At 60.4% G+C, this 22,098-nt stretch carries 22 protein-coding genes; 7 read left to right on the plus strand and 15 right to left on the minus strand.

Going from position 1 to position 22,098, the window contains the following annotated elements; translation table 11 throughout:
• Positions 1-45 precede the first annotated feature (45 nt).
• Genes AC3IP0_RS08795 through AC3IP0_RS08805 form a run of 3 tightly spaced genes read left to right on the plus strand, consistent with a single transcriptional unit; the run spans position 46 to position 1,163 of the window.
• Positions 46-387 carry a helix-turn-helix domain-containing protein gene (locus tag AC3IP0_RS08795; protein WP_007974980.1) on the plus strand — a complete coding sequence of 114 codons (342 nt, stop codon included), beginning with the start codon at positions 46-48 and terminating at the stop codon, positions 385-387.
• Positions 384-755, plus strand: a complete 372-nt coding sequence (locus AC3IP0_RS08800; RefSeq protein ID WP_007898892.1) for a hypothetical protein — start codon at positions 384-386, stop codon at positions 753-755. Before AC3IP0_RS08795 ends, AC3IP0_RS08800 begins: the two co-directional genes overlap by 4 nt.
• A complete protein-coding gene (locus tag AC3IP0_RS08805) occupies positions 756-1,163 on the plus strand; it encodes an SEL1-like repeat protein (protein WP_489318942.1) in 408 nt (135 codons plus the stop codon).
• A 24-nt stretch (positions 1,164-1,187) separates the two neighbouring features.
• Here the strand turns inward: AC3IP0_RS08805 and AC3IP0_RS08810 are convergent, their stop codons facing one another.
• Complete coding sequence (locus AC3IP0_RS08810; protein ID WP_489318943.1) at positions 1,188-2,978, minus strand: bifunctional diguanylate cyclase/phosphodiesterase; 1,791 nt, start codon at positions 2,976-2,978, stop codon at positions 1,188-1,190.
• A gap of 145 nt (positions 2,979-3,123) precedes the next feature.
• Positions 3,124-5,205: a carboxy terminal-processing peptidase gene (locus AC3IP0_RS08815; RefSeq protein ID WP_489319736.1), complete on the minus strand. Its 2,082-nt coding sequence runs from the start codon at positions 5,203-5,205 to the stop codon at positions 3,124-3,126.
• 138 nt (positions 5,206-5,343) lie between these two features.
• Between AC3IP0_RS08815 and AC3IP0_RS08820 the strand changes: the two genes are divergently transcribed.
• The gene (locus tag AC3IP0_RS08820; protein ID WP_489318944.1) at positions 5,344-6,306 is read left to right on the plus strand and encodes a zinc-binding dehydrogenase; all 963 of its coding nucleotides are present in this window, start codon (positions 5,344-5,346) and stop codon (positions 6,304-6,306) included.
• Between the two features lie 113 nt (positions 6,307-6,419).
• Here AC3IP0_RS08820 and AC3IP0_RS08825 read toward each other — a convergent pair whose 3' ends face one another.
• From AC3IP0_RS08825 to AC3IP0_RS08850, 6 genes are all read right to left on the minus strand, one after another.
• The gene (locus AC3IP0_RS08825; RefSeq protein WP_489318945.1) at positions 6,420-7,073 is read right to left on the minus strand and encodes an HAD family hydrolase; all 654 of its coding nucleotides are present in this window, start codon (positions 7,071-7,073) and stop codon (positions 6,420-6,422) included.
• Between the two features lie 34 nt (positions 7,074-7,107).
• Complete coding sequence (locus AC3IP0_RS08830) at positions 7,108-8,097, minus strand: ABC transporter ATP-binding protein (protein ID WP_489318946.1); 990 nt, start codon at positions 8,095-8,097, stop codon at positions 7,108-7,110.
• A complete protein-coding gene (locus AC3IP0_RS08835) occupies positions 8,094-8,894 on the minus strand; it encodes an ABC transporter permease (RefSeq protein ID WP_489318947.1) in 801 nt (266 codons plus the stop codon). The genes AC3IP0_RS08830 and AC3IP0_RS08835 overlap by 4 nt, the downstream gene beginning before the upstream one ends.
• Entirely contained in the window at positions 8,881-9,717 is an 837-nt protein-coding gene (locus AC3IP0_RS08840; RefSeq protein ID WP_489318948.1) for an ABC transporter permease, read from the minus strand. The genes AC3IP0_RS08835 and AC3IP0_RS08840 overlap by 14 nt, the downstream gene beginning before the upstream one ends.
• Positions 9,718-9,722: 5 nt before the next feature.
• Positions 9,723-10,529 carry an alkaline phosphatase family protein gene (locus tag AC3IP0_RS08845; protein ID WP_489318949.1) on the minus strand — a complete coding sequence of 269 codons (807 nt, stop codon included), beginning with the start codon at positions 10,527-10,529 and terminating at the stop codon, positions 9,723-9,725.
• Positions 10,530-10,717: 188 nt separating this feature from the next.
• Positions 10,718-11,785 (minus strand): ABC transporter substrate-binding protein, encoded by a 1,068-nt coding sequence (locus AC3IP0_RS08850; RefSeq protein ID WP_489318950.1) that lies wholly within the window; start codon positions 11,783-11,785, stop codon positions 10,718-10,720.
• Positions 11,786-12,147: 362 nt separating this feature from the next.
• Here AC3IP0_RS08850 and AC3IP0_RS08855 point away from each other — a divergent pair, with 362 nt between their 5' ends.
• Positions 12,148-12,861, plus strand: a complete 714-nt coding sequence (locus tag AC3IP0_RS08855; RefSeq protein WP_150724580.1) for a UTRA domain-containing protein — start codon at positions 12,148-12,150, stop codon at positions 12,859-12,861.
• Between the two features lie 77 nt (positions 12,862-12,938).
• Here AC3IP0_RS08855 and AC3IP0_RS08860 read toward each other — a convergent pair whose 3' ends face one another.
• The 7 genes from AC3IP0_RS08860 to minC form a co-directional block, all read right to left on the minus strand.
• A complete protein-coding gene (locus AC3IP0_RS08860) occupies positions 12,939-15,044 on the minus strand; it encodes a mechanosensitive ion channel family protein (RefSeq protein ID WP_489318951.1) in 2,106 nt (701 codons plus the stop codon).
• A gap of 126 nt (positions 15,045-15,170) precedes the next feature.
• Positions 15,171-15,347: a hypothetical protein gene (locus AC3IP0_RS08865; protein ID WP_489318952.1), complete on the minus strand. Its 177-nt coding sequence runs from the start codon at positions 15,345-15,347 to the stop codon at positions 15,171-15,173.
• A 171-nt stretch (positions 15,348-15,518) separates the two neighbouring features.
• Positions 15,519-16,808 carry a M18 family aminopeptidase gene (locus AC3IP0_RS08870; RefSeq protein WP_489327177.1) on the minus strand — a complete coding sequence of 430 codons (1,290 nt, stop codon included), beginning with the start codon at positions 16,806-16,808 and terminating at the stop codon, positions 15,519-15,521.
• Between the two features lie 186 nt (positions 16,809-16,994).
• Positions 16,995-17,630, minus strand: coding sequence for an RluA family pseudouridine synthase (locus tag AC3IP0_RS08875; protein ID WP_046037585.1), 636 nt, complete (start codon positions 17,628-17,630; stop codon positions 16,995-16,997).
• A 176-nt stretch (positions 17,631-17,806) separates the two neighbouring features.
• On the minus strand, positions 17,807-18,061 hold the full coding sequence (minE, locus tag AC3IP0_RS08880) for a cell division topological specificity factor MinE (RefSeq protein ID WP_007974947.1): 255 nt from the start codon (positions 18,059-18,061) through the stop codon (positions 17,807-17,809).
• A 3-nt stretch (positions 18,062-18,064) separates the two neighbouring features.
• The gene (minD, locus tag AC3IP0_RS08885) at positions 18,065-18,877 is read right to left on the minus strand and encodes a septum site-determining protein MinD (RefSeq protein WP_007974946.1); all 813 of its coding nucleotides are present in this window, start codon (positions 18,875-18,877) and stop codon (positions 18,065-18,067) included.
• Between the two features lie 202 nt (positions 18,878-19,079).
• The gene (gene minC / locus AC3IP0_RS08890; protein ID WP_046037759.1) at positions 19,080-19,817 is read right to left on the minus strand and encodes a septum site-determining protein MinC; all 738 of its coding nucleotides are present in this window, start codon (positions 19,815-19,817) and stop codon (positions 19,080-19,082) included.
• Between the two features lie 118 nt (positions 19,818-19,935).
• On the opposite strand from minC, the gene AC3IP0_RS08895 reads away from it, so the two are divergent.
• Together AC3IP0_RS08895 and AC3IP0_RS08900 are read left to right on the plus strand one after the other, a co-directional pair.
• Positions 19,936-20,868, plus strand: a complete 933-nt coding sequence (locus AC3IP0_RS08895; protein WP_489318955.1) for a lipid A biosynthesis lauroyl acyltransferase — start codon at positions 19,936-19,938, stop codon at positions 20,866-20,868.
• 34 nt (positions 20,869-20,902) lie between these two features.
• The gene (locus AC3IP0_RS08900) at positions 20,903-22,057 is read left to right on the plus strand and encodes a patatin-like phospholipase family protein (RefSeq protein ID WP_489327178.1); all 1,155 of its coding nucleotides are present in this window, start codon (positions 20,903-20,905) and stop codon (positions 22,055-22,057) included.
• Positions 22,058-22,098: the final 41 nt, after the last annotated feature.

Genomic DNA, 22,098 nt, shown 5'->3' on the forward strand with positions numbered 1-22,098 from the left:
GGAAAAGTGCCGACTCGCTAAGTGTTGTTGTCCTACGGGGTAGTGATGGATATTCAGATAATTACACGCGAAGGCGAGCCCGAATATGCGGTTCTGCCATGGGCTCAGTATCAGGCGTTACTGAAAGCAGCGGGTATCAAGGAGCAAGCGTCGCCTCAAGCCACGAAGCCTCAGGCGGCGACACCAGACGCGATTCTTCCGGGTCTGGATCAACTACGCAGTTTGCGCGAGGGGAAGGGCATCGCCATTGAGGCGTTGGCCCGCACGGTAGGCATCAGCCCGTCTTACCTGGCCATGATCGAAAGTGGCGAGCGTCTGCCCGACGCCGCGATTCGCCGCAGCCTGGCCTGGGAATTGACGGTGCCAGGGTGGAGGGATGAATCGTGAGCGTACGCATCAGTCGTCAACATTGGGACGGGTTGCTCGGCGAACTGGATCAGGCGCGTCGCCAGCGCCATCTGTTGACGTATCGGGCATTGCTGGAGCGTTTGCAGCTGCCGACCCCGGCCATGCAGACCCTGACGGCGGCCCTTGAGCATCTGGCGGCGCTGGATGCCAGGGCGGAGCAGCCATTGCGCAGTTCGCTGGTGATCAGTCAGGGCGCCAGCCGCTTGCCGCGCACCGGATTCTTTGAATGTGTCGAGCGTCTCGGGCGTTTTTCCGGGCCGTCGGACGGTGTTGCCGCCGCGTCCTGGCATGCTTCGGAAGTGGTGCGGGTGTTCGAATACGAATACCCGGAATCGGCCGAGGCCTGAGTGTTCTTGCAACTCAAGGCGCGGGCCGGTTACTGGCTCGCGCGCCGACTGTTTCACTGGTCATGGTTTGTCCGTCAGCCACGAGGCTGGCGCTGGCTCGAAGGTCAGTTCGCACGCATGGCCAACCTGGGCAATGTCGGCGCCCAGAGCTTCTATGGGCACATCCTGGCGTTTCGCGGCGTCGGCCTCGGCGCTCGTGAGGAGGGTGTGCGTTTGTTGCGCCTGGCGGCGTTGGCGGGCGATGGCAAGGCTGCCTATCAAGTGGGCGTGATCACCCTGGCCGGGACGACGAGCAAGGCACCGGATCCGGTCGAAGCCGCGCGGTTCTGGGAGATCGCGGCGAAGGCCGGGCATCCGTTGGCGCCGATCAAGCTCGAAGAGCTGAAATCTTCCTCGGCGCCTCGTTGATTGGACTGATGCCGAAAAGCCCCCTTATCGATGCCCGGAAACAAACACCTCATCTACAGTCGAAACCACCCGGCTATCAATCACATGCACGCTATAGCCCTGCACATTCTTGGCATGGTGCTTGGCCTGCGATGCCATCTCGGCTAACTGGCTCGCATCGAGTTGTTCACAGGCCTGTGGGTGCAAATGCACCACGCCGATCGACAGCGACAACAACGCAAACTCCTGGCGCTGCCCCTGGCGGTTGGGTGCGATGAAGCAGCCGGCTTCCAGGTGTTCGCTGCGGTAGAAGCGCCGGCACTGGCTCTGGAAGTCGTCGAGCAACTGGTTCAAACGTTTGCGCCAGTCTTCCGGGCCGAGCACCAGCAGGAAATCATCGCCGCCGATGTGGCCGACGAAGTCGCGGGACGGGTCGACGCGGTCGTTCAGGCATTGCGCCAGGCACAGCAGGACTTCGTCGCCGCGACCATAGCCGTAGATGTCGTTGAAGGGTTTGAAGCTATCAATGTCCACGTAGCAGATCACCGATTCCCGTCGCTGTTGCAGTAGCCGCGTCAGGCATTGCTGGATCGGCACGTTGCCCGGGAGCAAGGTCAGCGGGTTGGCGTAGCGGGCCTGCTGGATCTTCAGCTCCGTGATCAGCTTGAGCACGTCAATCACCCGGCCCAACCCCAGATAACCGCCGTTGAGGGTGATGATGAAATCTTCTTCGATGCGCTGGCGGGCACGGCTGGTGATCAGGCGGCTGACCTGTTGCAGCGACTGGCTCAGCTCGACGGCGAGGAAGTCATCGTTCATCAGGCGGCTGATGGGCTTGCGGGCGAACAGGTCGGTGGCAAAGGGCTTGAGCAGGACGTCGGAGAGCGAATGACGATGGACAATGCCGCAGGGCTGACCCTGCTCATCCAGGACCGCCAGCGAGTTCAGGTTGGCCTGGCGACGGAAGGCTTCGAGCACCGTGGCGGTCGGGGTGTCCCGGTTCACCGCGGGTAGCTCGTTGAGCAGGGCGCTGAGGTCGCTGCCGTCTTCGCTCAGTACAACGGCGGTGCTGTCCTGTCGGGGCATCAATGCCCGGGCATCCCGTGGCGGGTGTTCCTGGGGGCGGCAAAGCAGATAGCCCTGCACCAGATCCACGCCCATTTCGGTCAGCACCGTGAGTTCTTCGGCCAGCTCGATACCTTCGGCGATGACTTGCGCCCGCGAGGCCTTGGCAATTTGCAGGATCGAGCCGACGAACTCGCGCTTGAGCGCATCCTGATGAATGCCATCAATGAAATGCCGGTCGATTTTCACGTAATCGGGCCGCAGCTCGGACCACAGGCGCAAACTCGAATAGCCCGCTCCCAGATCATCCAGCGCAATCGAAAACCCCATCGCCCGATAGTGATGCAGGGCGGTTTGCAGTAGCTGGAAATCATCCGTTGGCGTCTGTTCCGTGAGCTCGATGACCACCTGGCTCGGCGGAATGCCGAAATCCTGCAGCAATTGCAGGGTGCGCCCCGGTTGATGGGCCGCTTCGAGCAGGGACTCGGGGGAGACGTTAAGGAACAACATGCCAGGCAGTTGCTGCTCATTGAAGCGTCGGCAAGCGCTTTCGCGGCAGGCAATTTCCAGCTCGCTCAGGCGTCCGGCCTGGCGGGCGACGGCGAACAGGGCGACCGGGGAGTGCAGCGGGCTGTTGGAGGGGCCGCGACTGAGGGCTTCGTAACCGAGGATGCGTCGTTCAGAGAGGCTGATGATCGGTTGGAACAGACTGTGTAAACCGCTTTGACTCAGGATCGAGCTCAAGGCACTCAGCTGTTCGGTTGTGGTCATGGCGATCTCTGGCAATAAAAAAAGGACCGGGCGTGCCCTTGGTAAAAAGAGCACGCCCGGCCCTTTATTTCACGACAGAATGATGACTGTATGATGACGCTACAGGGGCGTCAGCATTAAATTGCCATCAGTTGTTTGTACAAACTCAGTGCTTGGCCACTGCCGTGTTGAGTTTCAGGTAGTCCAGCAGAATCCGCCCTGTTTCGCTGAGGTAGGCGTCGTCTTCCGGTTTGGTCTTGTCATCCTCGGCCGCAATGGCGTCCTCGTCTTCTTTCTTCAGCTCTTTGAGCGGTTCTTCGCCCTTGGCCTTGCGACGGATGTTTTCCATGGCCAGCTGTTTGGCTTCGATGTCGGCGTGCTGGGCACGACGCTCGACTTCATTGAGGCTGACGGTTTTCTCGGTCATCAGTTTCTGCGCCAGGGCCAGCTTGTCGCGGATGAACACGAACTCCGCATCTTTGGCCGTACGCACGACATGCTCGGACTGGAGCTGCGAAATATACGGCTTGAACGGGTCGAGCGCAGGCTTGATCGCTGCCTTGATGGTGTCCCACGGCATGGCTTCCGGCAGGGCGCTTTCACCGATTTCCTTGGTGTCGATGATCGACGGGTAATCGATGTCCGGCAAGACGCCCTGATGCTGGGTGCTCTGCCCGGAAACCCGGTAGAACTTGGCCAGGGTCAGTTTCAGTTCGCCATGGTTCAGCGGCTGAATGGTCTGTACGGTGCCTTTGCCGAAGGTCTGGCCGCCGATGATCAGTGCGCGGTGGTAGTCCTGCATGGCGCCGGCAAAAATCTCCGAAGCCGAGGCGGACAAGCGGTTGACCAGCAATGCCATCGGGCCTTTGTAGAACGCGCCCGGGTTTTCATCTTCCAGTACATCGACGCGGCCATCGGCGTTACGCACGAGCACGGTCGGGCCTTTGTCGATGAACAGGCTGGTCAGTTCGGTGGCCTCTTGCAAGGAACCGCCGCCGTTGTTACGCAGGTCGATGACCACGCCGTCGACTTTCTCTTTCTGCAACTCGGTCAGCAGTTTCTTGACGTCGCGGGTGGTGCTCTTGTAATCCGGGTCGCCGGCACGGAAGGCCTTGAAGTCCAGATAGAACGCCGGGATCTCGATAACGCCGAGCTTGTAGTCCTTGCCGTCCTGCTTCAGGTTCAAGACCGATTTCTTCACGGCCTGATCTTCGAGCTTCACCGCTTCGCGGGTGATCGGCACGATCTTGGTGGTCTGGTCGTTCGGCGCATTGCTGGCCGGGATGACTTCCAGGCGCACCACGGTGCCCTTCGGACCACGGATCAGCTTGACCACTTCGTCCAGGCGCCAGCCCACGACGTCGACCATTTCCTTGTTGCCCTGGGCAACGCCGATGATCTTGTCGGCCGGTGCAACCTGCTTGGTCTTGTCCGCCGGACCTGCCGGCACCAGGCGCACGACTTTCACCTGGTCGTTATCGCTCTGCAACACGGCACCGATGCCCTCGAGGGACAGGCTCATGTTGATGTCGAAGTTCTCCGCATTATCCGGCGACAGATAGTTGGTGTGCGGGTCGTAGGACATGGCGAAGGTGTTGATGTACGCCTGGAAGATGTCTTCCGCGCGGGTCTGGTCCAGGCGCGCCAACTGGTTCTTGTAGCGCTTGGTCAGGGTTTCCTGGATCTGCTTGGAATCCTTGCCGGCGATCTTCTGACGCAGGACTTCGTCCTTGACGCGTTTGCGCCACAGGTCGTCGAGTTCTGCGGTGGATTTGAGCCAAGGGGCGTCCTTGCGGTCGATCAGCAAGGTTTCCTTGGTGGTGAAGTCGATCTTGTCGACGCCCTTGTTCAGCTCGGCAAGGGCGAAGTCCAGACGCGCCTTGACGCGGTCCAGGTAGCGCTTGTAGATGGTGAACCCGGCGTTCAGGTCGCCGCTCTTGAGGAAATCGTCGAACTGCGTCTTCCACTTGTCGAATTCGGCAATGTCGCTGGCCATGAAGTAGCTGCGCGACGGATCCAGCAGCTTGAGGTAGCTGTCGTAGATGATCACCGAGCGTGCGTCATCGAGTGGAGGCTTGCTGTAGTGGTGGCGCTTGAGCAACTCCACGACGTTCAGGCTGGCGATCACTTCGTCACGATCGGGTTGAAGCTTGTCCCAGCTATTGGCTGCTAATGTATTGCTCGACATCGGCAACAAGCCGATACCGATGAATAGGGCGAGGGCAGTGCTGGGGAACAGATGCTTCATGCTGATTCGACGCGGGGACAATTGATAACGCATATTAGGCCGTCTTTGAAGTCGCCGGTTCTTTGGGAGCCGGTCGCATAATGCAAAAAGCCCGGCGCTATAGCTTCGGGCTCAGTCCAGACTCACTATGGAGGCACTGTGAAAGCATTGCAAGGCGTTGACGGTCAAGTGGTGTGGGTTGATGAGCCGAGTCCTACATGCGATGTAGGGCAAGTTCGCATCCGAGTGTCGGCAGCGGGTCTCAATCGCGCCGATTTATTGCAGAAAGCCGGTCTTTACCCGCCACCACCGGGGGCCAGTCAAGTGCTTGGTCTAGAGTGCTCGGGGGTCATCAGCGAGGTTGGCGCGGGGTCGTCCTGGCAGGTTGGCGATCGGGTATGCGCCTTGCTGGCCGGGGGCGGGATGGCCGAAGAAGTGGTTGTCGACGGGCGGCATGTGCTGCCGGTTCCCGACGGAATGTCATTGGTCGAAGCGGCGGCATTGCCCGAAGTTTATGCAACAGTCTGGCTGAATTTGTTTCAACTGGCTGCGCTCAAACCGGGTCAGAAGGTTCTACTGCATGCCGGGGCAAGTGGAATTGGTTCAGCGGCCATTCAGCTGTGCAAGGCCTTCGGTAACCCCTGTTGGGTCAGCGTCGGCTCCGCCGAGCGACTGGCGTACTGCGAAGCGCTGGGTGCCCAGGGCGGCGTGGTGCGTAGTGGCGATCTGGAGAGCCTGCGGGATCTGGGGCCGTTCGACGTGATTCTCGACCCGGTGGGCGGCAATTACGCGGCTTTGAACCTCAAGCTGCTGGCCCAGGATGGCCGCTGGGTGTTGATCGGTCTGATGGGCGGCCGCGAGGCCAAGCTGGATCTGGCCCAGGTGCTGGCCAAGCGCGTGCAGTTGCTGGGTTCGACCCTGCGCAGCCGTGACGATCAATTCAAGGCGGATCTGTTCAGTGATCTGAGCCAGCACGTGTGGCCGTTGTTTGCCGAGGGACGCTTGAGCCCGCAACTGGCCAGGACATTCCCGATCAAGGATGCCGAGGCAGCATTTGCGGAGCTTGCGAGCAATACCGTGGCGGGGAAGGTGGTGTTGGTGATTGACGAGAGTCTGAACTAACAACACAAAAAACTGTGGGAGCGAGCTTGCTCGCGATGGCGTCGAGTCAGTCAATACATCGTTGTATGACACACCGCTTTCGCGAGCAAGCCCGCTCCCACAGGGGGCTTGTGTTATTTCCAGTCGTGGATCGGCCAGCCAGCCTTTTCAGCCTGCTCGCGCAGCACCGGATCCGGGTTGACCACGTGGGGGAAATCCACCTTCAGCAACAGCGGCAGGTCGTTGCGCGAGTCGGAATAGAAACTCGCGCCTTCAAGGTTTTCCTCTTCCGCATCCAGCCATTCCAGCAAGCGGGTGATCTTGCCTTCGCGATAAGTCAGGGTGCCGACGGTATGGCCGGTGTAAACGCCATGAGTCACTTCCAGTTCGATGCCGAGAATCTCGTCGATGCCCAGACGCTCGGCGATGGGGCCGACCAGATGGGTGCCCGAAGCGGAGATCACCAAAATCCGCTCGCCGGCCTTGCGGTGCGCCGCGATGGCTTTGGTGGCATCGCTGAAAATGATCGGTTCGATGTAGTCTTCCACCCACGGACCAACCAGGTGCGCGACTTCTTCAGGCGTACGACCAATCAACGGTTCCAGGCTGAAGGCCATGTAGTCCTCCATGGCCAGATGGCCCCTGCCGTAGGCATCCATCAATTCCTTGTCGCGACGCAGGAACGATTCGCCATCGACCCAGCCGAGGCGGACCATTTGCTCGCTCCACAGTGAGGCGCAGTCGCCGTGGATCAGGGTTTCGTCCAGATCAAAAATTGCCAGGGCCATCAGTGCGGTTCTCTCTTCAGCGTCAGCAAAGTCATCAGGCTACCTCACACAGGGCCGTCGGATCGATGGAAAGCGCCAGGCGCTGACCATCGGGATGCAGGTCGGCCGCCGAGCGGTTCAGCACATCCACCACCAATTCCACACCCCGGGCTTCGACCCGGTAGCGAATCACGTTGCCCAGCAGACTGTGGCTGCGTATCTGTGCGTCCAGTTCGCCATTGAGGCTCAGTTCGATGGCTTCCGGGCGAATGGCGATGCGCTTGCTGATCGGTCGCTGCAACAGCTTCGAAGCGCTGTCGGCATCCAGCAAGTTGTAGTTGCCGATGAAACCGGCGGCGAACACGTCCACCGGTGCGGTGTAGAGGGTTTCGGCGTCGCCGCTTTGTACGATTTTTCCCTGATTCATCAGGAAAATCCGGTCAGACATGGTCAGGGCTTCTTCCTGATCGTGTGTGACGAAAATCGTGGTCAGGCCCAGTTCGCGCTGGATCTGACGAATCTGTTCACGCAGATGCTTGCGAATCCGCGCGTCCAGGGCCGATAGCGGTTCGTCGAGCAGCAACAGGCGTGGCCGGGTCACCAGGGAGCGGGCGAGGGCGACGCGTTGGCACTGGCCCCCCGAGAGCTGATGCGGGTAACGCGCGGCAAAGTCATTGAGCTCCACCAGTTTGAGCACTTCGGCGACGCGTTTGCGGCTGTCGTCGGCATTGACCTTTTGCATGCGCAGGCCGAAGGCGACGTTTTGCTCCACGGTCATGTTGGGGAACAGCGCATAGCTCTGGAACACCATGCCGATCCCGCGTTTCTGCGGGCTCACCGGCACGATATCAGCGCCATCGAGCAGGATCTGGCCGCCATCCACCGAGGTCAGGCCGGCGATGCAGCGCAGCAACGTGGATTTGCCGCAACCGGACGGGCCGAGCAGGGTGACGAACTCACCTTTCTGGATTTCGCAATTGATGTCGCTGAACACCGTGGTGCCCGCGAAGCTTTTCTGAAGATGTTGGACGCTGACATAGCTCATTCGCTTTTGTCCCTGTTCAAGATATTGGCAATCCAGGTCAGAACCAGCACAAAGAAGAAGTAGGAAATCACCAGCGCACTGGTGAAATGACCGCTGCTGTTGCGCATGTTGTTGAGATAGACCTGCAGGGTTTCGTAGCGGGTACCGACCAGGATGTTGGCGAACACGAACTCACCGAACAGGAACGAGAACGATAGCAGCAACGCTACCATCAGGCCCTTGCGCAGGTTCGGCAGCACCACCAGGAATGCGGCTTGAAAGGTGCTCGCACCGAGCAACTGGGCGGCGTCCATCAGGTCGCGCAGGTTGATCGCTTGCAGGTTGTTGGTGATCGCCCGGTACATGAAAGGCAGCGCCACGGTGAAGTAGCAACCGATCAGGATCCAGGGCGTCCCGACCATGGCGAACGGTCCGGAACCGTAGAGCTGCAACAGCCCCACCGACGACACCACCGGTGGCACGGCGAAGGGCAGCAGGATCAGGATGTTCATCAGCGCGTCGAGTTTCGGGAAGTGGTAATGCACTACGAACAGCAGCGGCAGAATCAGCACGACCGAAAGAATCAGCGAGCCGACGCATACCAGCAGCGATTGCCCGAACGCATGCAGGAAGCGCGGATCGCTCCACAGCTGGATGTACCACTTGAGGGTGAAACCGCTGGGCAGGATGGTCGCCGACCAACTGCTGGCGATCGAGTAGATCAGCGTGCCGGCCAGCGGCAACAGCAGGATGGCAAACAGCAAGTACACCACGACGCGGTGGTAGACACCGGTGGGCCCCAGTTCAGCGCGAGACATGGTAGCTCCTCTTCAACAGCAACTGATGCACGATGGTCACCAGGGTCATCAAGGCCACCAGCACCACGGCCAGGGCGCTGGCCAGGTTCGGGTCCAGGGAAATGTCACCGGACACCATCGCCGCGATGCGGATCGGCAGCACGTTGAAGTTGCCGGTGGTCAAGGCATACACCGTAGCGTAGGCACCGAGGGCGTTGGCCAGCAGGATCACGAAGGTGCCCAGCAGTGCCGGCGTCAACACCGGCAAGCCGATGTGTCGCCAGTACTGCCAACCGTCGGCGCCGAGTAGCGCAGCGGACTCACGCCAGTCTTCGCGCAAGGCATCGAAGGCCGGGTACAGCAACAGTACGCCGAGGGGAATCTGGAAGTAGGTGTAGAGAATGATCAGCCCGGTTTTCGAGTACAGGTTGAAATCCTGAATGATTCCGGCCTGCTTGAGCATGATGGTGAAGCTGCCGTTGAAGCCGAGCAAAATGATGAACGCGAAGGCCAGGGGCACACCGGCGAAGTTGCTGGTCATGTTGGCGAAGGCGTTGACGAAGTTGCGCAGTTTCGAATCGACCCGGCGCAGGGAGTAGGCGCCCAGTATTGCGATGACGATCCCGAACACACTGGACCAGAAGCTGATCTCAAGGCTGTACTGGATGGCCTGCAGGTAAAACTTCGAGCTGAAGATTTTGCTGAAGTTGGCCAGGCCCCAGCCGAATTCTTCCGATTGCAGGCTGTTGATCATCACCCAGGTCAGCGGTGCGATCTCGAACACGATGAAGAACAGCGTGAACGGGACCAGGCATAAGGCTGCCAGCCATTTACTGCGGGTCATGGCATTCACTTCAACAGCTCCCGGCAGACCGGTTTGTCGTGGGGCACGCCGAGCAGCTGGCAGACGGTGCCGCAGATCTCGGTCTGTTTCGGCGCGGCACCGGCGTCGAAGCTGAACGCGTCACCGAGAACGAACAGCGGCACTTCACGTTCTTCCGGCAGCAGGCCATTGTGGGAGCGGTCGTTGTTCATGCCGTGGTCGGCGGTGACCAGCACCTGGTAACCGGCATCGAGCCAGCCTTGCAGGTAGTCGGCCAGGATGATGTCGGCCGAGCGGGCGCTGTTGCGGTACTGCGGCGTGTCGAGGCCGTGCTTGTGCCCGGCGTCGTCGATGTTCATCGGGTGGATCAGCAAAAAGTTCGGCGCATGGTGCAGGCGCAGGTGTTCGGCGTCGGCGAACAGGTGCGAGTCCGGGTAGTGATCGTTCCAGTAGAAATGCCCGTGCTGGATCGGCAGTTGCGGGTCATCGGTGTGACGGTCCCGGGCCGCCACGAAGGGCGAACGGTTATACAGTTCGCTGACCCAGTGATAGGCCGCCGCCGCGGTGACAAGACCTGCGTCGGTGGCGTAGTGATAGATGCTGCGCTGGTTGGACAGGCGCGAGACGTTGTTGTGGACAATCCCGCTGTCGATGGGCGCAACGCCGGTCAGGATGCATTCGTACAGCGGGCGGGACAGGGCTGGCAACTCGCACTCCAGTTTGTAGAGTGCGGCACGTCCGGCGCCGACGTACGCCTGCAGGTGCCCCATGGCGTGGCGGGCGACCTCGTAGTTGAGGCCGTCGAGCACGACAAGGATGACGTTGTGCTTCATAGGGGCGATGACTCCGTGAAACAGTAATCAGGAAAAGCCGGGTTCAACTCAGTCCCCCTGTGGGAGCGGGCTTGCTCGCGAATGCGGATCGACATCCAGCATTGATGTCGACTGACACACCGCTTTCGCGAGCAAGCCCGCTCCCACATTTGGATCTCCATCAGATCCCGAAATGGGGATCTACCCGGTTACTGCATATTGATGATGACTTCTTCCTGCCACTTCTGAGGAAGGGCCTTGGAGGTCTTTTCCCAGGCGTCCGCGTCCTTGATCGGCGTGACCTTTTTGTACTGCTCGTTAGGCAGCAGTTTGGCCTGCACCTCGGCTGGCAGGGTCAGGTGTTCGGCACGGATCGGACGGGCGTTGCCCTTGGCCAGGTTGATCTGGCCGGCGTCGCTGAAGATGTATTCGCGGGTCAGCTTGGCGGCATTCGGGTTTTTCGCGTACTTGTTGATGATGGTGGTGTAGCCGGAGATCACCGAGCCGTCGGACGGGATCAGCACCACGTAGTCATCCGGGTTGGCCATCTTGGCCTTGTAGCTCAGGCCGTTGAAGTCCCAGACCACGCCGACTTCGATTTCGCCTTTCTCCATGGTGGCAATCGTCGGGTTGGACATCGACAGGCGACCTTGCTTGGCGATGTCGGCGAACAGATCCAGGGCAGGCTTGAGGTTTTTCTCGTCGCCACCGTTGGCCAGTGCTGCGGCCAGTACGCCGTTGGCGGCCTGGGCTGCGGTGCTCACGTCGCCGATGGAGACCTTGTATTTACCGCCCTTGAGGTCAGCCCACTTGGTTGGGGCGTCGGAACCGTGCAGCAACTTCTTGTTGACGATGAAAGCGATGGTGCCGGTGTAGGCCAGTGCCCAGTTGCCGTCCTTGTCCTTGGCCCAGGCTGGAACCTGATCCCAGGTCGAAGGCTTGTAGGGCTGGACCACGCCTTGCTTGACCGCGATCGGGCCGAACGCGGCACCGACGTCGCCGATGTCGGCGCTGGCGTTGTCTTTTTCCGCGGCGAACTTGGCGATTTCCTGGGCCGAGCTCATGTCGGTGTCGATGTGCTTGAGGCCGTACTTGTCGCTCAGGTCTTTCCAGGTGCCGGCCCAGTTGGCCCAGTCATTGGGCATGCCGACGCTGTTGACGGCGCCTTCCGCTTTCGCAGCGGCTTCCAGGGTTTTCAGATCGGTGTCCGCCGCCATGGCGGCGGTGCACATTGCAATGGTCGAGCCTAACAGTGATGCCAGGAAAAACTGTTTCATTCCAAAGCTCCTTGGGTCGTGTTCAACGCTGCGATTGCGGTTGTGTTGGTCTAGGTCAGCAATACCTGAGCCAATTTAAGGGGGCTGGATGACACTTTGATGTCGTTCGTCGCCCGGAATGACTTTTTGTTCAGCGGTATCGCGACTGGCCTGCTAAGCGTAGACCATGGTCAAGGCCCCGGAAGGCAAGGGACTTGGCCGATGAATTGCAGGTTGTTGAGGCCAGAGAATGGCGACCGTTGGGCAGCTTTGTCACATCTCGGTCATCTGCGCTGCCTACGCTTACAGACTATTGAATGAGCCGGTTTGCGCTGCGGTTCTGCCCTGAGTTGGTGCTGGTCTAGTCCAGAAAGGAAACGTTGATGCGTGAAGAGGCAACAAAAGCGGTAACAGCCATCGGCCAAGTGCTTCAGGAGCAGATCGACCACGGACTGTTGACCCCCGGCAGCAAATTACCGGCCGAGCGCAAGCTCAGTGAATTGTTCGGCACCACGCGGATCACTTTGCGTGAAGCGTTGTTGCAGTTGGAGTCACAGGGGCAGATTTATCGCGAGGAGCGTCGCGGCTGGTTCGTCTCGCCGCCACGCCTGGCCTACAACCTCATGCAGCGCAGCCACTTTCACGCGATGGTCAGCGCCCAGGGGCGGGTGCCGTCCACCGAGGTGATTTCGGCGCGATTGCAGCCGGCATCGGCGGCGGTGTGTGCCTGGCTGCAATTGCCAGCGCTGTCGAGCGTGATTCAGATCTGCCGCTCACGGCGGATCGACGGGCGACTGGTGCTGTATGTGGAGCACTATCTGAACCCGCAATACTTTCCCGGGATACTCGATTTCGATTTGAATCAGTCGATCACCGAGTTGTATGCGCGGCATTACGACCTGCACTACGGGCGGGTGCGCTTCGAGATTGTGCCCACGGCGTTGTCGGTGGATGCGGCGGCGGCGTTGAAGGTGTCGGTGGGCAGCCCGGGCCTGCGGATTGCCCGGGTCAACTATGACCAGCATGAACGCCTGATCGACTGCGACCTGGAGTTCTGGCGACATGATGCGATTCATGTCGGGGTGGATGTTGTCTGACGCTGCTTTTGTAGGAGCTGCCGCAGGCTGCGATCCTTTAAAGGCCAAAATCAAAAGATCGCAGCCTGCGGCAGCTCCTACTCCTGCTGGCCGCCACCTGCAGTAATCACCTGAATACTCATCCGCGGTGTCGCCAGATCCAGTCCGGCTTCATCCATGTGCCGCTTGAGTGACAGGTTGAACGCTCGCGACACCTCCCACTGCTTGATTGGCGCGGTCTTGAACCGGGCGCGAAGGATGGCGTTGCCCGACTCGAAACTTTCCACCCCCTGAAACTCCAGCGGCGACCAGATATTGCGCCGCTGTAACGGATCGGTGCGCATTTTCTGGGCGACTTCGCGCATCAGTTTGATTGCGTTGTCGATGTCCATGCTGGCGGGCACTGCTACCCGGAAGATCGCGTAGCCGAATTCCCGGGAGTAGTTCTTGATGCTTTTGATTTCACTGAACGGAATGGTGTGGACGATGCCGTCAATGTCCCGCAGGCGCACGGTGCGGATGGTCAGGCCTTCGACTGTGCCGAGGTGGCCGCCGACATCCACGTAGTCGTCGATGGCCAGGGAGTCTTCGATGATGATGAACAACCCGGTAATCAGGTCGGCTACCAGCGACTGCGCACCAAAACCGATGGCCAGGCCGATCACGCCGGCACCGGCCAGCAGTGGCGTGACGTTCATGCCCATGTTCGCCAGGGCGACAATCAGCGCGACGATAAAAATCGCTATGAACAGCACGTTGCGGATCAGCGGCATCATCGTCTGCGCGCGGGCGTTGGCCAGGCCTTTGCGCGAGCGGGTCAGGGCGTGATGCACCGCGGTATCGCTGAGAATCCAGATCAACCAGGCGAACAGCAGCGTGCCGGCGAGGCTGAACAGTTTGACACTGACTTCGTGGCCGTCGCCTTCGGTAAAACGGATCAACGACATGCCCCAGACCCGCAGGCCGAGTTCGATGAAAGCCAGCCACACCAACAGGTGGACGATGGTGTAGAAAAAGTTTTTCAGCCGTTCCGAATACACGGCGTAGCGCCGGATACCGCGTTGGGGTTTGAGGCCATGGCGGCGTACCAGGCCGTTGATGACCATGCACAGCACCAGCAACACGGTACAGATCAGCGACTGGCGCAGGGCGGTGCTGGTGTCGCCGGCGGAAATGAACGTCGCGAACAGGGAGATGGCCACCAGCACCAGCGCCGGCACGTACCAGAAGGTGCCGAGAATCGACAGGGTGTCGTTGAGCGCGCGGCGGGTCAGGCGTCGGGACAGCGGCTGGTTGCGGATCAGGTGGGCGATCGGCCGGCGGAAGCGCAGGATGAAGCGCCCCGTGGAGAGCGCGGCCAGGACATTGGCAACCGTCGCGGCGGTGTGGGCCAGATGGCTGCCGAGGCTGTTGACCAGTTGCGGATCGCTCAGCGCTTCACCAAACGCGGCGAAGCTGCCGATCAGCCACAGTGGCCGAAACGCCTGGTGCCGCAGGATGTACAAGGCGCGGTGGCGGTGTGGGCCGTCGAGCAGGGAAAAGGCAATCACGCAGATTGCCGAGAAGCAGGTGCCGACCACCAGTGCATAGGCCAGCACCATCGCCAGGCTCTTGCCCAGGGACGAGGGCAGGGCGTAGCTCATGTAGACCGTGATCACCAGGGCGATCAGCCATGGCCCGAGTTTGCGCAGCGCGAAGCGCAACATGTCCAGCGCCCTGGGATGCTGCGGCAGTTCTTCGGTCAGGCCGAAACGCATCCGTACGCGGTGGCTGATCCAGATCAGGCCGGCGGCCAGCAGGCTCCAGACCATCAGGATCATGGCGAAGGCGAACAGCATGGGCAGCCATTCATTGGCCGGCAGCGCCAGCGCCACCAGTTCTTCCCTGGCCTGATCGAACTCACTGGACCAGCGCGTGAGGGGACTGTCGTCGCCGGTAAACTTCTTCTCGAAATTGGCCAGGGTTCCGCCAATCAGGCCCAGTACGCCTTCTTCGGTAATCGGCTGGGCCTGTTTGGTGGTGTCGCGGAGCTTTTTCAAGTCGGCCAGCAGCTTGCTGCGTTGCTGGTCGTTCTCCAGTGACTTGATCACTTCGTCCAGGGATTGCCCCAGCGGTTCCTGTGCTTCGGGCTGCGCCTTGGCCTGGTTGTTGAGCAGGCCTGGCAGGCCGGCCGCCTGGGCAGGCGCCACTGACAGCAACGTCATCAAGCAGACGAGGACAATACACGGGAGGGCAAAAAGACGAGCGAACACTAGGCGGTCAACCTCGCAGGGAGCGGATCGACCGAGTGTACGAGCCCGTCAAAACCAATGCGAGCCAAGGGCGATGAATTATTCGTTGAGTTTGGCGAGGATCTTGAACACTACGGTCGCGAGAATGGTCAGCATGCCGATCCACATGGCAAACACACCGGCATTTTTATCGCGAAAGTTGAAGCCGACGGCCAGCAGGAGCATTCCGGCAAGAATCGGAATCAGCATGGCGTGGAAGGTAGACATCGAAATCATGGAGACAGCCTTGTCGAAGTGATACTTGAAGTCTAGGCCGCTTTTGATGCGGCCGGTGTGATGTGTGTAGGAGCTGCCGAAGGCTGCGATCTTTTGATCTGATCTTCGGCGATTAACCTGGCGTCAAAATCAGGATCAAAAGATCGCAGCCTGCGGCAGCTCCTACCGGCGTTACGGCAACTCGCGGCAGGCGTAGAACGCGCTCAGCACCTTGACCAGATGCGCCAGGTCATGGCTGCCGCACAGTTCGCGGATCGAGTGCATGGCGAACGTCGGCAGGCCGATGTCCACGGTGCGCACGCCCAGGTGGCTGGCGGTGATCGGGCCGATGGTCGAACCACAGCCCATGTCACTGCGCACCACGAAGCTTTGTACCGGCACTTCTTCAGCCATGCACAGGTGACGGAAGAACCCGGCGGTTTCGCTGTTGGTGGCGTAGCGCTGGTTGCTGTTGACCTTGATCACCGGGCCGGCGTTGAGTTTCGGGCCGTGGTTGACGTCGTGCTTGTCGGCGTAGTTCGGATGCACGCCGTGGGCGTTGTCAGCCGAAACCAGCAGGGATTTCTGAATGGTGCGTACGAATTCATCACCTTCAGGCAGCAGGCGACGCAAGGTTTGCTCAAGCATCGGGCCGTCGGCACCACAGGCCGAGCAGGAACCGACTTCTTCGTGGTCGTTGCAGACCAGCACGCAGGTTTCGTCGGTGTCGGCCGTCAGCAGCGCTTGCAGGCCGGCGTAGCACGACAGCAGGTTGTCCAGGCGCGCGCCGGCGATGAAGTCGCCATGCAGGCCAATGACCGCCGCGCTTTGGGTGTCGTAGAAACTCAACTCGTAATCGAGCACCACATCGGCATTCAGACCGTGTTCGCGGGCCAGTTGATCGGTGAGCACTGCGCGGAAGTCCACGCGTTCGTCACCGGCAAATTGCGCGAGGATCGGCGGCAGTTCGGTCTGGGCGTTGATTGCCCAACCCATGTTGGCTTCACGGTTGAGGTGAATCGCCAGGTTCGGAATGATCGCGACCGGTGCCTTGAAGTCGATCAACTGGCTCTCGACCTTACCATCACGACGGAAGGTTACGCGCCCCGCCAGGGACAGGTCACGGTCGAACCACGGCGCCAGCAGCGCGCCGCCATAGACTTCGACACCCAGTTGCCAGAAGCCCTGGCGTTGCAGTTCCGGTTGCGGCTTGACGCGCAGGCACGGGCTGTCGGTGTGGGCGCCGACCAGGCGAATGCCGCCGTGCAGCGGTGAATGACGGCCCATCTTGATCGCGACAATCGAAGAGTCGTTGCGGGTGACGTAGTAGCGACCGTTGGCTTCGGTATTCCACGGCTCGCGCTCGTCGAGGCGTTGATAACCCGCCGCTTCCAGACGCTGAACAAGGCTGGCGGTGGCATGGAACGGGGTAGGGGAGGCCTTGAGGAAATCGATCAGGCCTTGGTTCAACTCTTCGCGCATAAAGTAGCTCCAGACAGCAGTGGCGCCAGTTTAACGTATTGGCTTGGTAAATGGCGTCGCACTGAATGGTGTGCAAAACCCTGTGGGAGCGAGCTTGCTCGCGATGGCGGAGTGTCAGCCAGCATCAATGTTGGATGTGCCGGCCTCATCGCGAGCAAGCTCGCTCCCACAGGATTGACGTACGTCTTAAAACGGCGCAGGACACTCGAAGCGCAGGCGCTCGCCACTTTGCGGGTGGGTGAAGCTGAGCATGCTCGCGTGCAGGCACAATCGCGGCCAGGCCGCCAAAGCCTGTTCATGGGCATAGAGTCCGTCACCCAGCAACGGATGGCCAATCGAGAGCATGTGCACGCGCAACTGGTGGGAACGGCCGGTGATCGGTGTCAGCTCGACGCGGCACCAGTCGCCGCAACGTTCGAGCACGCGCCAGAAGGTCAGCGCATGTTTGCCGAATTCATGGTCGACCACGTGGCGCGGCTTGGTCGGTGGGTCGTAGCGCAACGGCAGGTCGATGCTGCCGCTGTCCAGTTCCGGCTGACCCCAGCACAGGGCGGTGTAGGCCTTTTCGGTTTCACGGTCGTGAAATTGCCGGGACAGCTCGCGATGGGTATCTGGGTCGCGGGCCAGCAGGATGATGCCGGACGTCTCCCAGTCCAGCCGGTGGACGATTCGCGCTTCCGGGTAGCCGTTTTCCTGCAGGCGGGTAATCAGGCAGTCCTTGTTGTCATCGGCCCGGCCAGGGACAGAGAGCAACAGGGTCGGCTTGTTCACCACCAGTACGGCGGCATCCTGATGGATGATGTGGATGTTGGACAACGGCATTAAAACAGCCTCGTAACAAACGCCAACGGCGGCTCAGACCCTTCAGACCGGTAGGAGCTGCCGCAGGCTGCGATCTTTTGACTTTACTTCAAGAGCAAAATCAGAAGATCGCAGCCTGCGGCAGCTCCTACAAAAGCCTGGAAGGCCTGAGCCGCCGTGGCTCCTGGCGGATCGACTCAGCGATCAGGCAGGGTGATATTGAGTTCCAGAATCGAGCAGCTGCCCTGGCTTTCCAGTGCGACATGCACGTCATCAGACCCGATATTGACGTACTTGCGGATCACCTCGACCAGTTCCTTCTGCAAGGCTGGCAGGTAGTCCGGGGTACTGCGTTGGCCGCGTTCGTGCGCCACGATGATCTGTAGACGCTCTTTCGCTACCGACGCGGTGCTTTGCTTTTTGTTGGCACGAAAGAAGTCAAAAAGGTTCATTGCTTAGTTGCCTCCAAACAGGCGCTCGAAGAATCCCTTCTTCTGTACATCAAGGAATCGATGATCCACGGTCTTGCCCAGCAGGCGGTCAACGGTATCGCTGTAGGCCTGGCCGGCATCGCTCTGGTCGTCGAGAATCACCGGAACACCCTGGTTGGATGCCTTGAGCACCGCCTGGGATTCAGGGATCACGCCGAGCAGGGTCACCGAAAGGATTTCCTTGACGTCTTCTACGCCGAGCATTTCGCCTTTGCTCACACGTTCCGGGTGATAACGGGTAATCAGCAGGTGTTCCTTGATCGGGTCTTCGCCACGTTCGGCACGACGGGACTTGCTGGCCAGCAGGCCGAGCATGCGGTCGGAGTCACGTACCGAGGAGACTTCCGGGTTGGTCACGACGATCGCTTCATCGGCGAAGTACATGGCCAGGTGGGCGCCTTTCTCGATGCCCGCCGGGGAGTCGCAGACCACGAACTCAAAGTCTTCCTTGAGTTGCATCAGGACTTTTTCCACGCCTTCGACAGTCAGCGCGTCTTTGTCGCGGGTCTGGCTGGCGGCCAGCACGTAGAGGTTTTCCAGGCGCTTGTCTTTGATCAGGGCCTGTTGCAGGTTGGCTTCGCCGTTGACCACGTTGACGAAGTCATACACCACGCGGCGCTCGCAACCCATGATCAGGTCGAGGTTACGCAAGCCCACGTCGAAGTCGACGATCACTGTTTTGTGGCCGCGCAGAGCGAGGCCGGTACCGATAGCGGCGCTGGTGGTGGTCTTACCCACACCACCCTTGCCGGATGTAACCACGAGAATCTTGGCCAAGGTGTTTCACCCCTAAGGAAGAAGGACTTTTCAGTCCCTGAAAAACATCTCCTGAAAAACTACTGCAGTCGGACAGCCTTGGCTGGAATCCGGTTTTGAGCGGCGTTTACCCCCGGTAAACACTGCTTTCGGCCTTTTTCCTACTTCGTTTGAGCCGTTTTCGCTACGTTTTAGAGATGCTTGGAAAATGCGGCAGTATCCGTTAAAGCCGAATGATGTTCAACACGTCGCCGGACAGGCTGACCTGCACACCCGAACCCCATAGAGGGTCGCGGCGCAGATCTTCGGAAACCTTGTAGTGCCCGGCGATGGAAATCAGTTCAGCACTCATTTGCTGACAGAAAATCCGCGCCTTGGTGTCGCCCTTGACGCCGGCCAACACGCGACCACGCATCGGGCCGTATACATGGATGTTGCCATCGGCGAGAAGTTCCGCCCCCGGGCTGACCGAGGAGATCACCACCAGATCGCAGCCCTGGGCATAAATCTGCTGGCCACCGCGTACCGGCGAGGTGATGATTTTCGTCGGCTTGATGGTCGGCTCGGGCGGTTTTTCCGGTTTTTTCTTCGGTTCGCCTTCGGTCAGGTCCAGTGGACGCTCCCGGGCGCCGGACGGTGGCAGCACCGGCAGGTCGACCGCGATGGCGGCGGCAATGTCTTCGATGCGGCTGGCGCGGATCGCCAGGGTACGCAGGCCATGCTGGCGGCAGACGCGCATCAGCCCTGGCAGATCGACCGCGCCTTCATTGGCCGGGAGTTTGTCCAGTGCCAGTACCAGCGGCGCGTTGCTGAAGAAGTTGGGCGCCTGGGCGACCTTGGCGGCCAGTTGCCGATCAAGGCTTTCGAGGTCGTTACGGGCCAGTTCCAGCACCGTAATGGCCAGCATGCTGCCCTTCAACTGGAACACGGGATCTTGGTCTAGCGGTTCGGTTTGGCTCATGGTCGGCATACAACGACTTGTCACTAAAAGTGCCGAGACTTATAACGAGAACGCCCGCGGGCCGCAAGCCGGGTCGAACGATGTAGAATGCGCGGCCATTGTCATTCCGGAAGCATTAATGGACCGCCCGCGTTTTCGAAAAGCATTTCTATCTCCACGTTTCTGGCCGCTGTGGTGTGGCCTGGGGCTGTTGTGGCTGATCGTCCAGTTGCCATATCCGGCACTGCTGTGGATCGGTCGTGTACTGGGCTCATTTATGTATCGCGTGGCCGGCGACAGACGGCGTATTGCCAAGCGCAATCTGGAACTGTGTTTTCCTGAAAAGACCGCCGCCGAACGCAAACGCCTGCTCAAGGAAAACTTCGCCTCCACCGGCATCGCTTTCTTTGAGATGGCGATGAGCTGGTGGTGGTCGCGCAAGCGCCTGGCGAATCTCGCTCATATCGAAGGGCTGGAGCATTTGCAGCAGGCCCAGCGCGAAGGCAAGGGCGTGATCCTGATGGCCCTGCACTTCACGACGCTGGAAATCGGCGCGGCGTTGCTCGGTCAGCAGCACACCATCGACGGCATGTACCGCGAACACAAGAATCCGCTGTTCGACTACATCCAGCGTCAGGGGCGCGAGCGGCACAACCTCGATTCGCTGGCGGTGGAACGCGAAGACGTGCGCGGCATGCTCAAATTGCTGCGCTCGGGCCGCGCGATCTGGTATGCACCGGATCAGGACTACGGTGCCAAGCAAAGCATCTTCGTGCCGCTGTTCGGCATTCAGGCCGCGACCGTTACCGCCACGAGCAAGTTTGCGCGGCTGGGCAAGGCGCTGGTGGTGCCGTTCACCCAGGAGCGTCTGGCGGATGGCAGCGGTTATCGCCTGGTGATCCATGCGCCGCTCGAAGGCTTCCCCGGCGAAACCGAAGAAGAGGACTGCCTGCGCATCAACCAATGGATCGAAAGCGTTTTGCGCGAGCATCCCGAGCAATACCTGTGGGCCCACCGCCGCTTCAAGAGTCGTCCACCGGGCGAGGCGAAGTTGTACGCCAAGCGCGGTTGAGTAACCGTTTTCCCAAGCACCATGGAGTGTTGCGATGAGTCCAGTTGAACCGGTAACAGGGTTGATTCTTTCCGGTGGCGGGGCTCGGGCGGCCTATCAGGTCGGGGTGCTGGCGGCGATTGCCGAATTGCTGCCGCCGGGGGCCCGCAATCCGTTTCCGGTGATCGTCGGCACCTCGGCGGGCGCGATCAACGCCGTCAGCCTCGCCAGCGGGGCAATGGACTTTCGTAACGCCATCGAACGCCTGACGGCCTTCTGGCAAGGCTTTCGCAGTCATCTGGTATTGCGCAGCGACTGGCCCGGGGTGATCCGCCAGGCCAGCCGCTTTGTCAGCCACAGTTTGCTCGGCATCGGTGCCCAGGTTCCGGTGGCGCTGCTCAACAGTTCGCCGTTGCGGGATCTGCTCAACGACAAGCTGCATATGGGCGGCATCGCCGAAGCGATCGCACAGAAGCAATTGCATGCGGTAGCGGTCACCGCGTTCGGCTATGAGTCCGGCCAGGCAGTCACCTTCTATGAGGGCGGCGGCAAGATCGATGCCTGGTTGCGCCATCGACGCATCGGCGTTCCCACTCGCTTGTCCGTTGAACACCTGCTCGCCAGTTCGGCCATTCCGCTGCTGTTCGCTCCGGTGAAAATCGACGAAGAGTATTTCGGTGATGGCGCGGTGCGTCAGTCGGCACCGATCAGTCCGGCGCTGCATCTGGGCGCCAGTCGGGTGTTGGTGGTGGGCGTCAGCGGCAACCCGCGCGGGGTCGATCCGCAACAACCCTTGTTGCGCAGCTACACCGGACAGCAGCCGACCCTGGCGCAGATCGGTGGGCACATGCTCAACAGTACGTTCATTGACAGCCTGGAAAGCGACATCGAGCTGTTGCAGCGCCTGAACCAGTTCAGTCACCTGATGCCCGACGGTACACCCACTCGCGCTTTGGGCGTGGCGCCGGTGGACGTATTGGTGATTTCACCGAGCCAGCCGATCGATGAGATTGCTGCGCGCCATCGCCAGGAATTGCCGGCGGCGTTGCGCCTGTTTCTGCGCGGGCCGGGTGCGACCAAGACCAGCGGGGCGGGGGTGCTGAGCTATCTGTTGTTCGAGGCGGGGTATTGCAGCGAGTTGATCGAACTGGGGCGACGGGATGCATTGGCCAAGCGCGGGGAGTTGTGCCGGTTTCTGGGGTTGATGTAGGAGCGAGCAAGCTCGCGATGGACGTTAACGATGACGCTGGG

The sequence above is a fragment of the Pseudomonas sp. GL_103 genome (assembly GCF_057835175.1).

What these genes read in the sequence shown, in the direction of transcription:
- AC3IP0_RS08795 (WP_007974980.1), top strand. Translation starts at nt 46, where the DNA reads ATGGATATTCAGATAATTACACGCGAAGGCGAGCCCGAATATGCGGTT.
- AC3IP0_RS08810 (WP_489318943.1), bottom strand. Translation starts at nt 2,978, where the DNA reads ATGACCACAACCGAACAGCTGAGTGCCTTGAGCTCGATCCTGAGTCAA.
- AC3IP0_RS08815 (WP_489319736.1), bottom strand. Translation starts at nt 5,205, where the DNA reads ATGAAGCATCTGTTCCCCAGCACTGCCCTCGCCCTATTCATCGGTATC.
- AC3IP0_RS08825 (WP_489318945.1), bottom strand. Translation starts at nt 7,073, where the DNA reads ATGGCCCTGGCAATTTTTGATCTGGACGAAACCCTGATCCACGGCGAC.
- AC3IP0_RS08830 (WP_489318946.1), bottom strand. Translation starts at nt 8,097, where the DNA reads ATGAGCTATGTCAGCGTCCAACATCTTCAGAAAAGCTTCGCGGGCACC.
- AC3IP0_RS08835 (WP_489318947.1), bottom strand. Translation starts at nt 8,894, where the DNA reads ATGTCTCGCGCTGAACTGGGGCCCACCGGTGTCTACCACCGCGTCGTG.
- AC3IP0_RS08840 (WP_489318948.1), bottom strand. Translation starts at nt 9,717, where the DNA reads ATGACCCGCAGTAAATGGCTGGCAGCCTTATGCCTGGTCCCGTTCACG.
- AC3IP0_RS08845 (WP_489318949.1), bottom strand. Translation starts at nt 10,529, where the DNA reads ATGAAGCACAACGTCATCCTTGTCGTGCTCGACGGCCTCAACTACGAG.
- AC3IP0_RS08850 (WP_489318950.1), bottom strand. Translation starts at nt 11,785, where the DNA reads ATGAAACAGTTTTTCCTGGCATCACTGTTAGGCTCGACCATTGCAATG.
- AC3IP0_RS08855 (WP_150724580.1), top strand. Translation starts at nt 12,148, where the DNA reads ATGCGTGAAGAGGCAACAAAAGCGGTAACAGCCATCGGCCAAGTGCTT.
- AC3IP0_RS08860 (WP_489318951.1), bottom strand. Translation starts at nt 15,044, where the DNA reads ATGACGTTGCTGTCAGTGGCGCCTGCCCAGGCGGCCGGCCTGCCAGGC.
- AC3IP0_RS08865 (WP_489318952.1), bottom strand. Translation starts at nt 15,347, where the DNA reads ATGATTTCGATGTCTACCTTCCACGCCATGCTGATTCCGATTCTTGCC.
- AC3IP0_RS08870 (WP_489327177.1), bottom strand. Translation starts at nt 16,808, where the DNA reads ATGCGCGAAGAGTTGAACCAAGGCCTGATCGATTTCCTCAAGGCCTCC.
- AC3IP0_RS08875 (WP_046037585.1), bottom strand. Translation starts at nt 17,630, where the DNA reads ATGCCGTTGTCCAACATCCACATCATCCATCAGGATGCCGCCGTACTG.
- minE (WP_007974947.1), bottom strand. Translation starts at nt 18,061, where the DNA reads ATGAACCTTTTTGACTTCTTTCGTGCCAACAAAAAGCAAAGCACCGCG.
- minC (WP_046037759.1), bottom strand. Translation starts at nt 19,817, where the DNA reads ATGAGCCAAACCGAACCGCTAGACCAAGATCCCGTGTTCCAGTTGAAG.
- AC3IP0_RS08895 (WP_489318955.1), top strand. Translation starts at nt 19,936, where the DNA reads ATGGACCGCCCGCGTTTTCGAAAAGCATTTCTATCTCCACGTTTCTGG.
- AC3IP0_RS08900 (WP_489327178.1), top strand. Translation starts at nt 20,903, where the DNA reads ATGAGTCCAGTTGAACCGGTAACAGGGTTGATTCTTTCCGGTGGCGGG.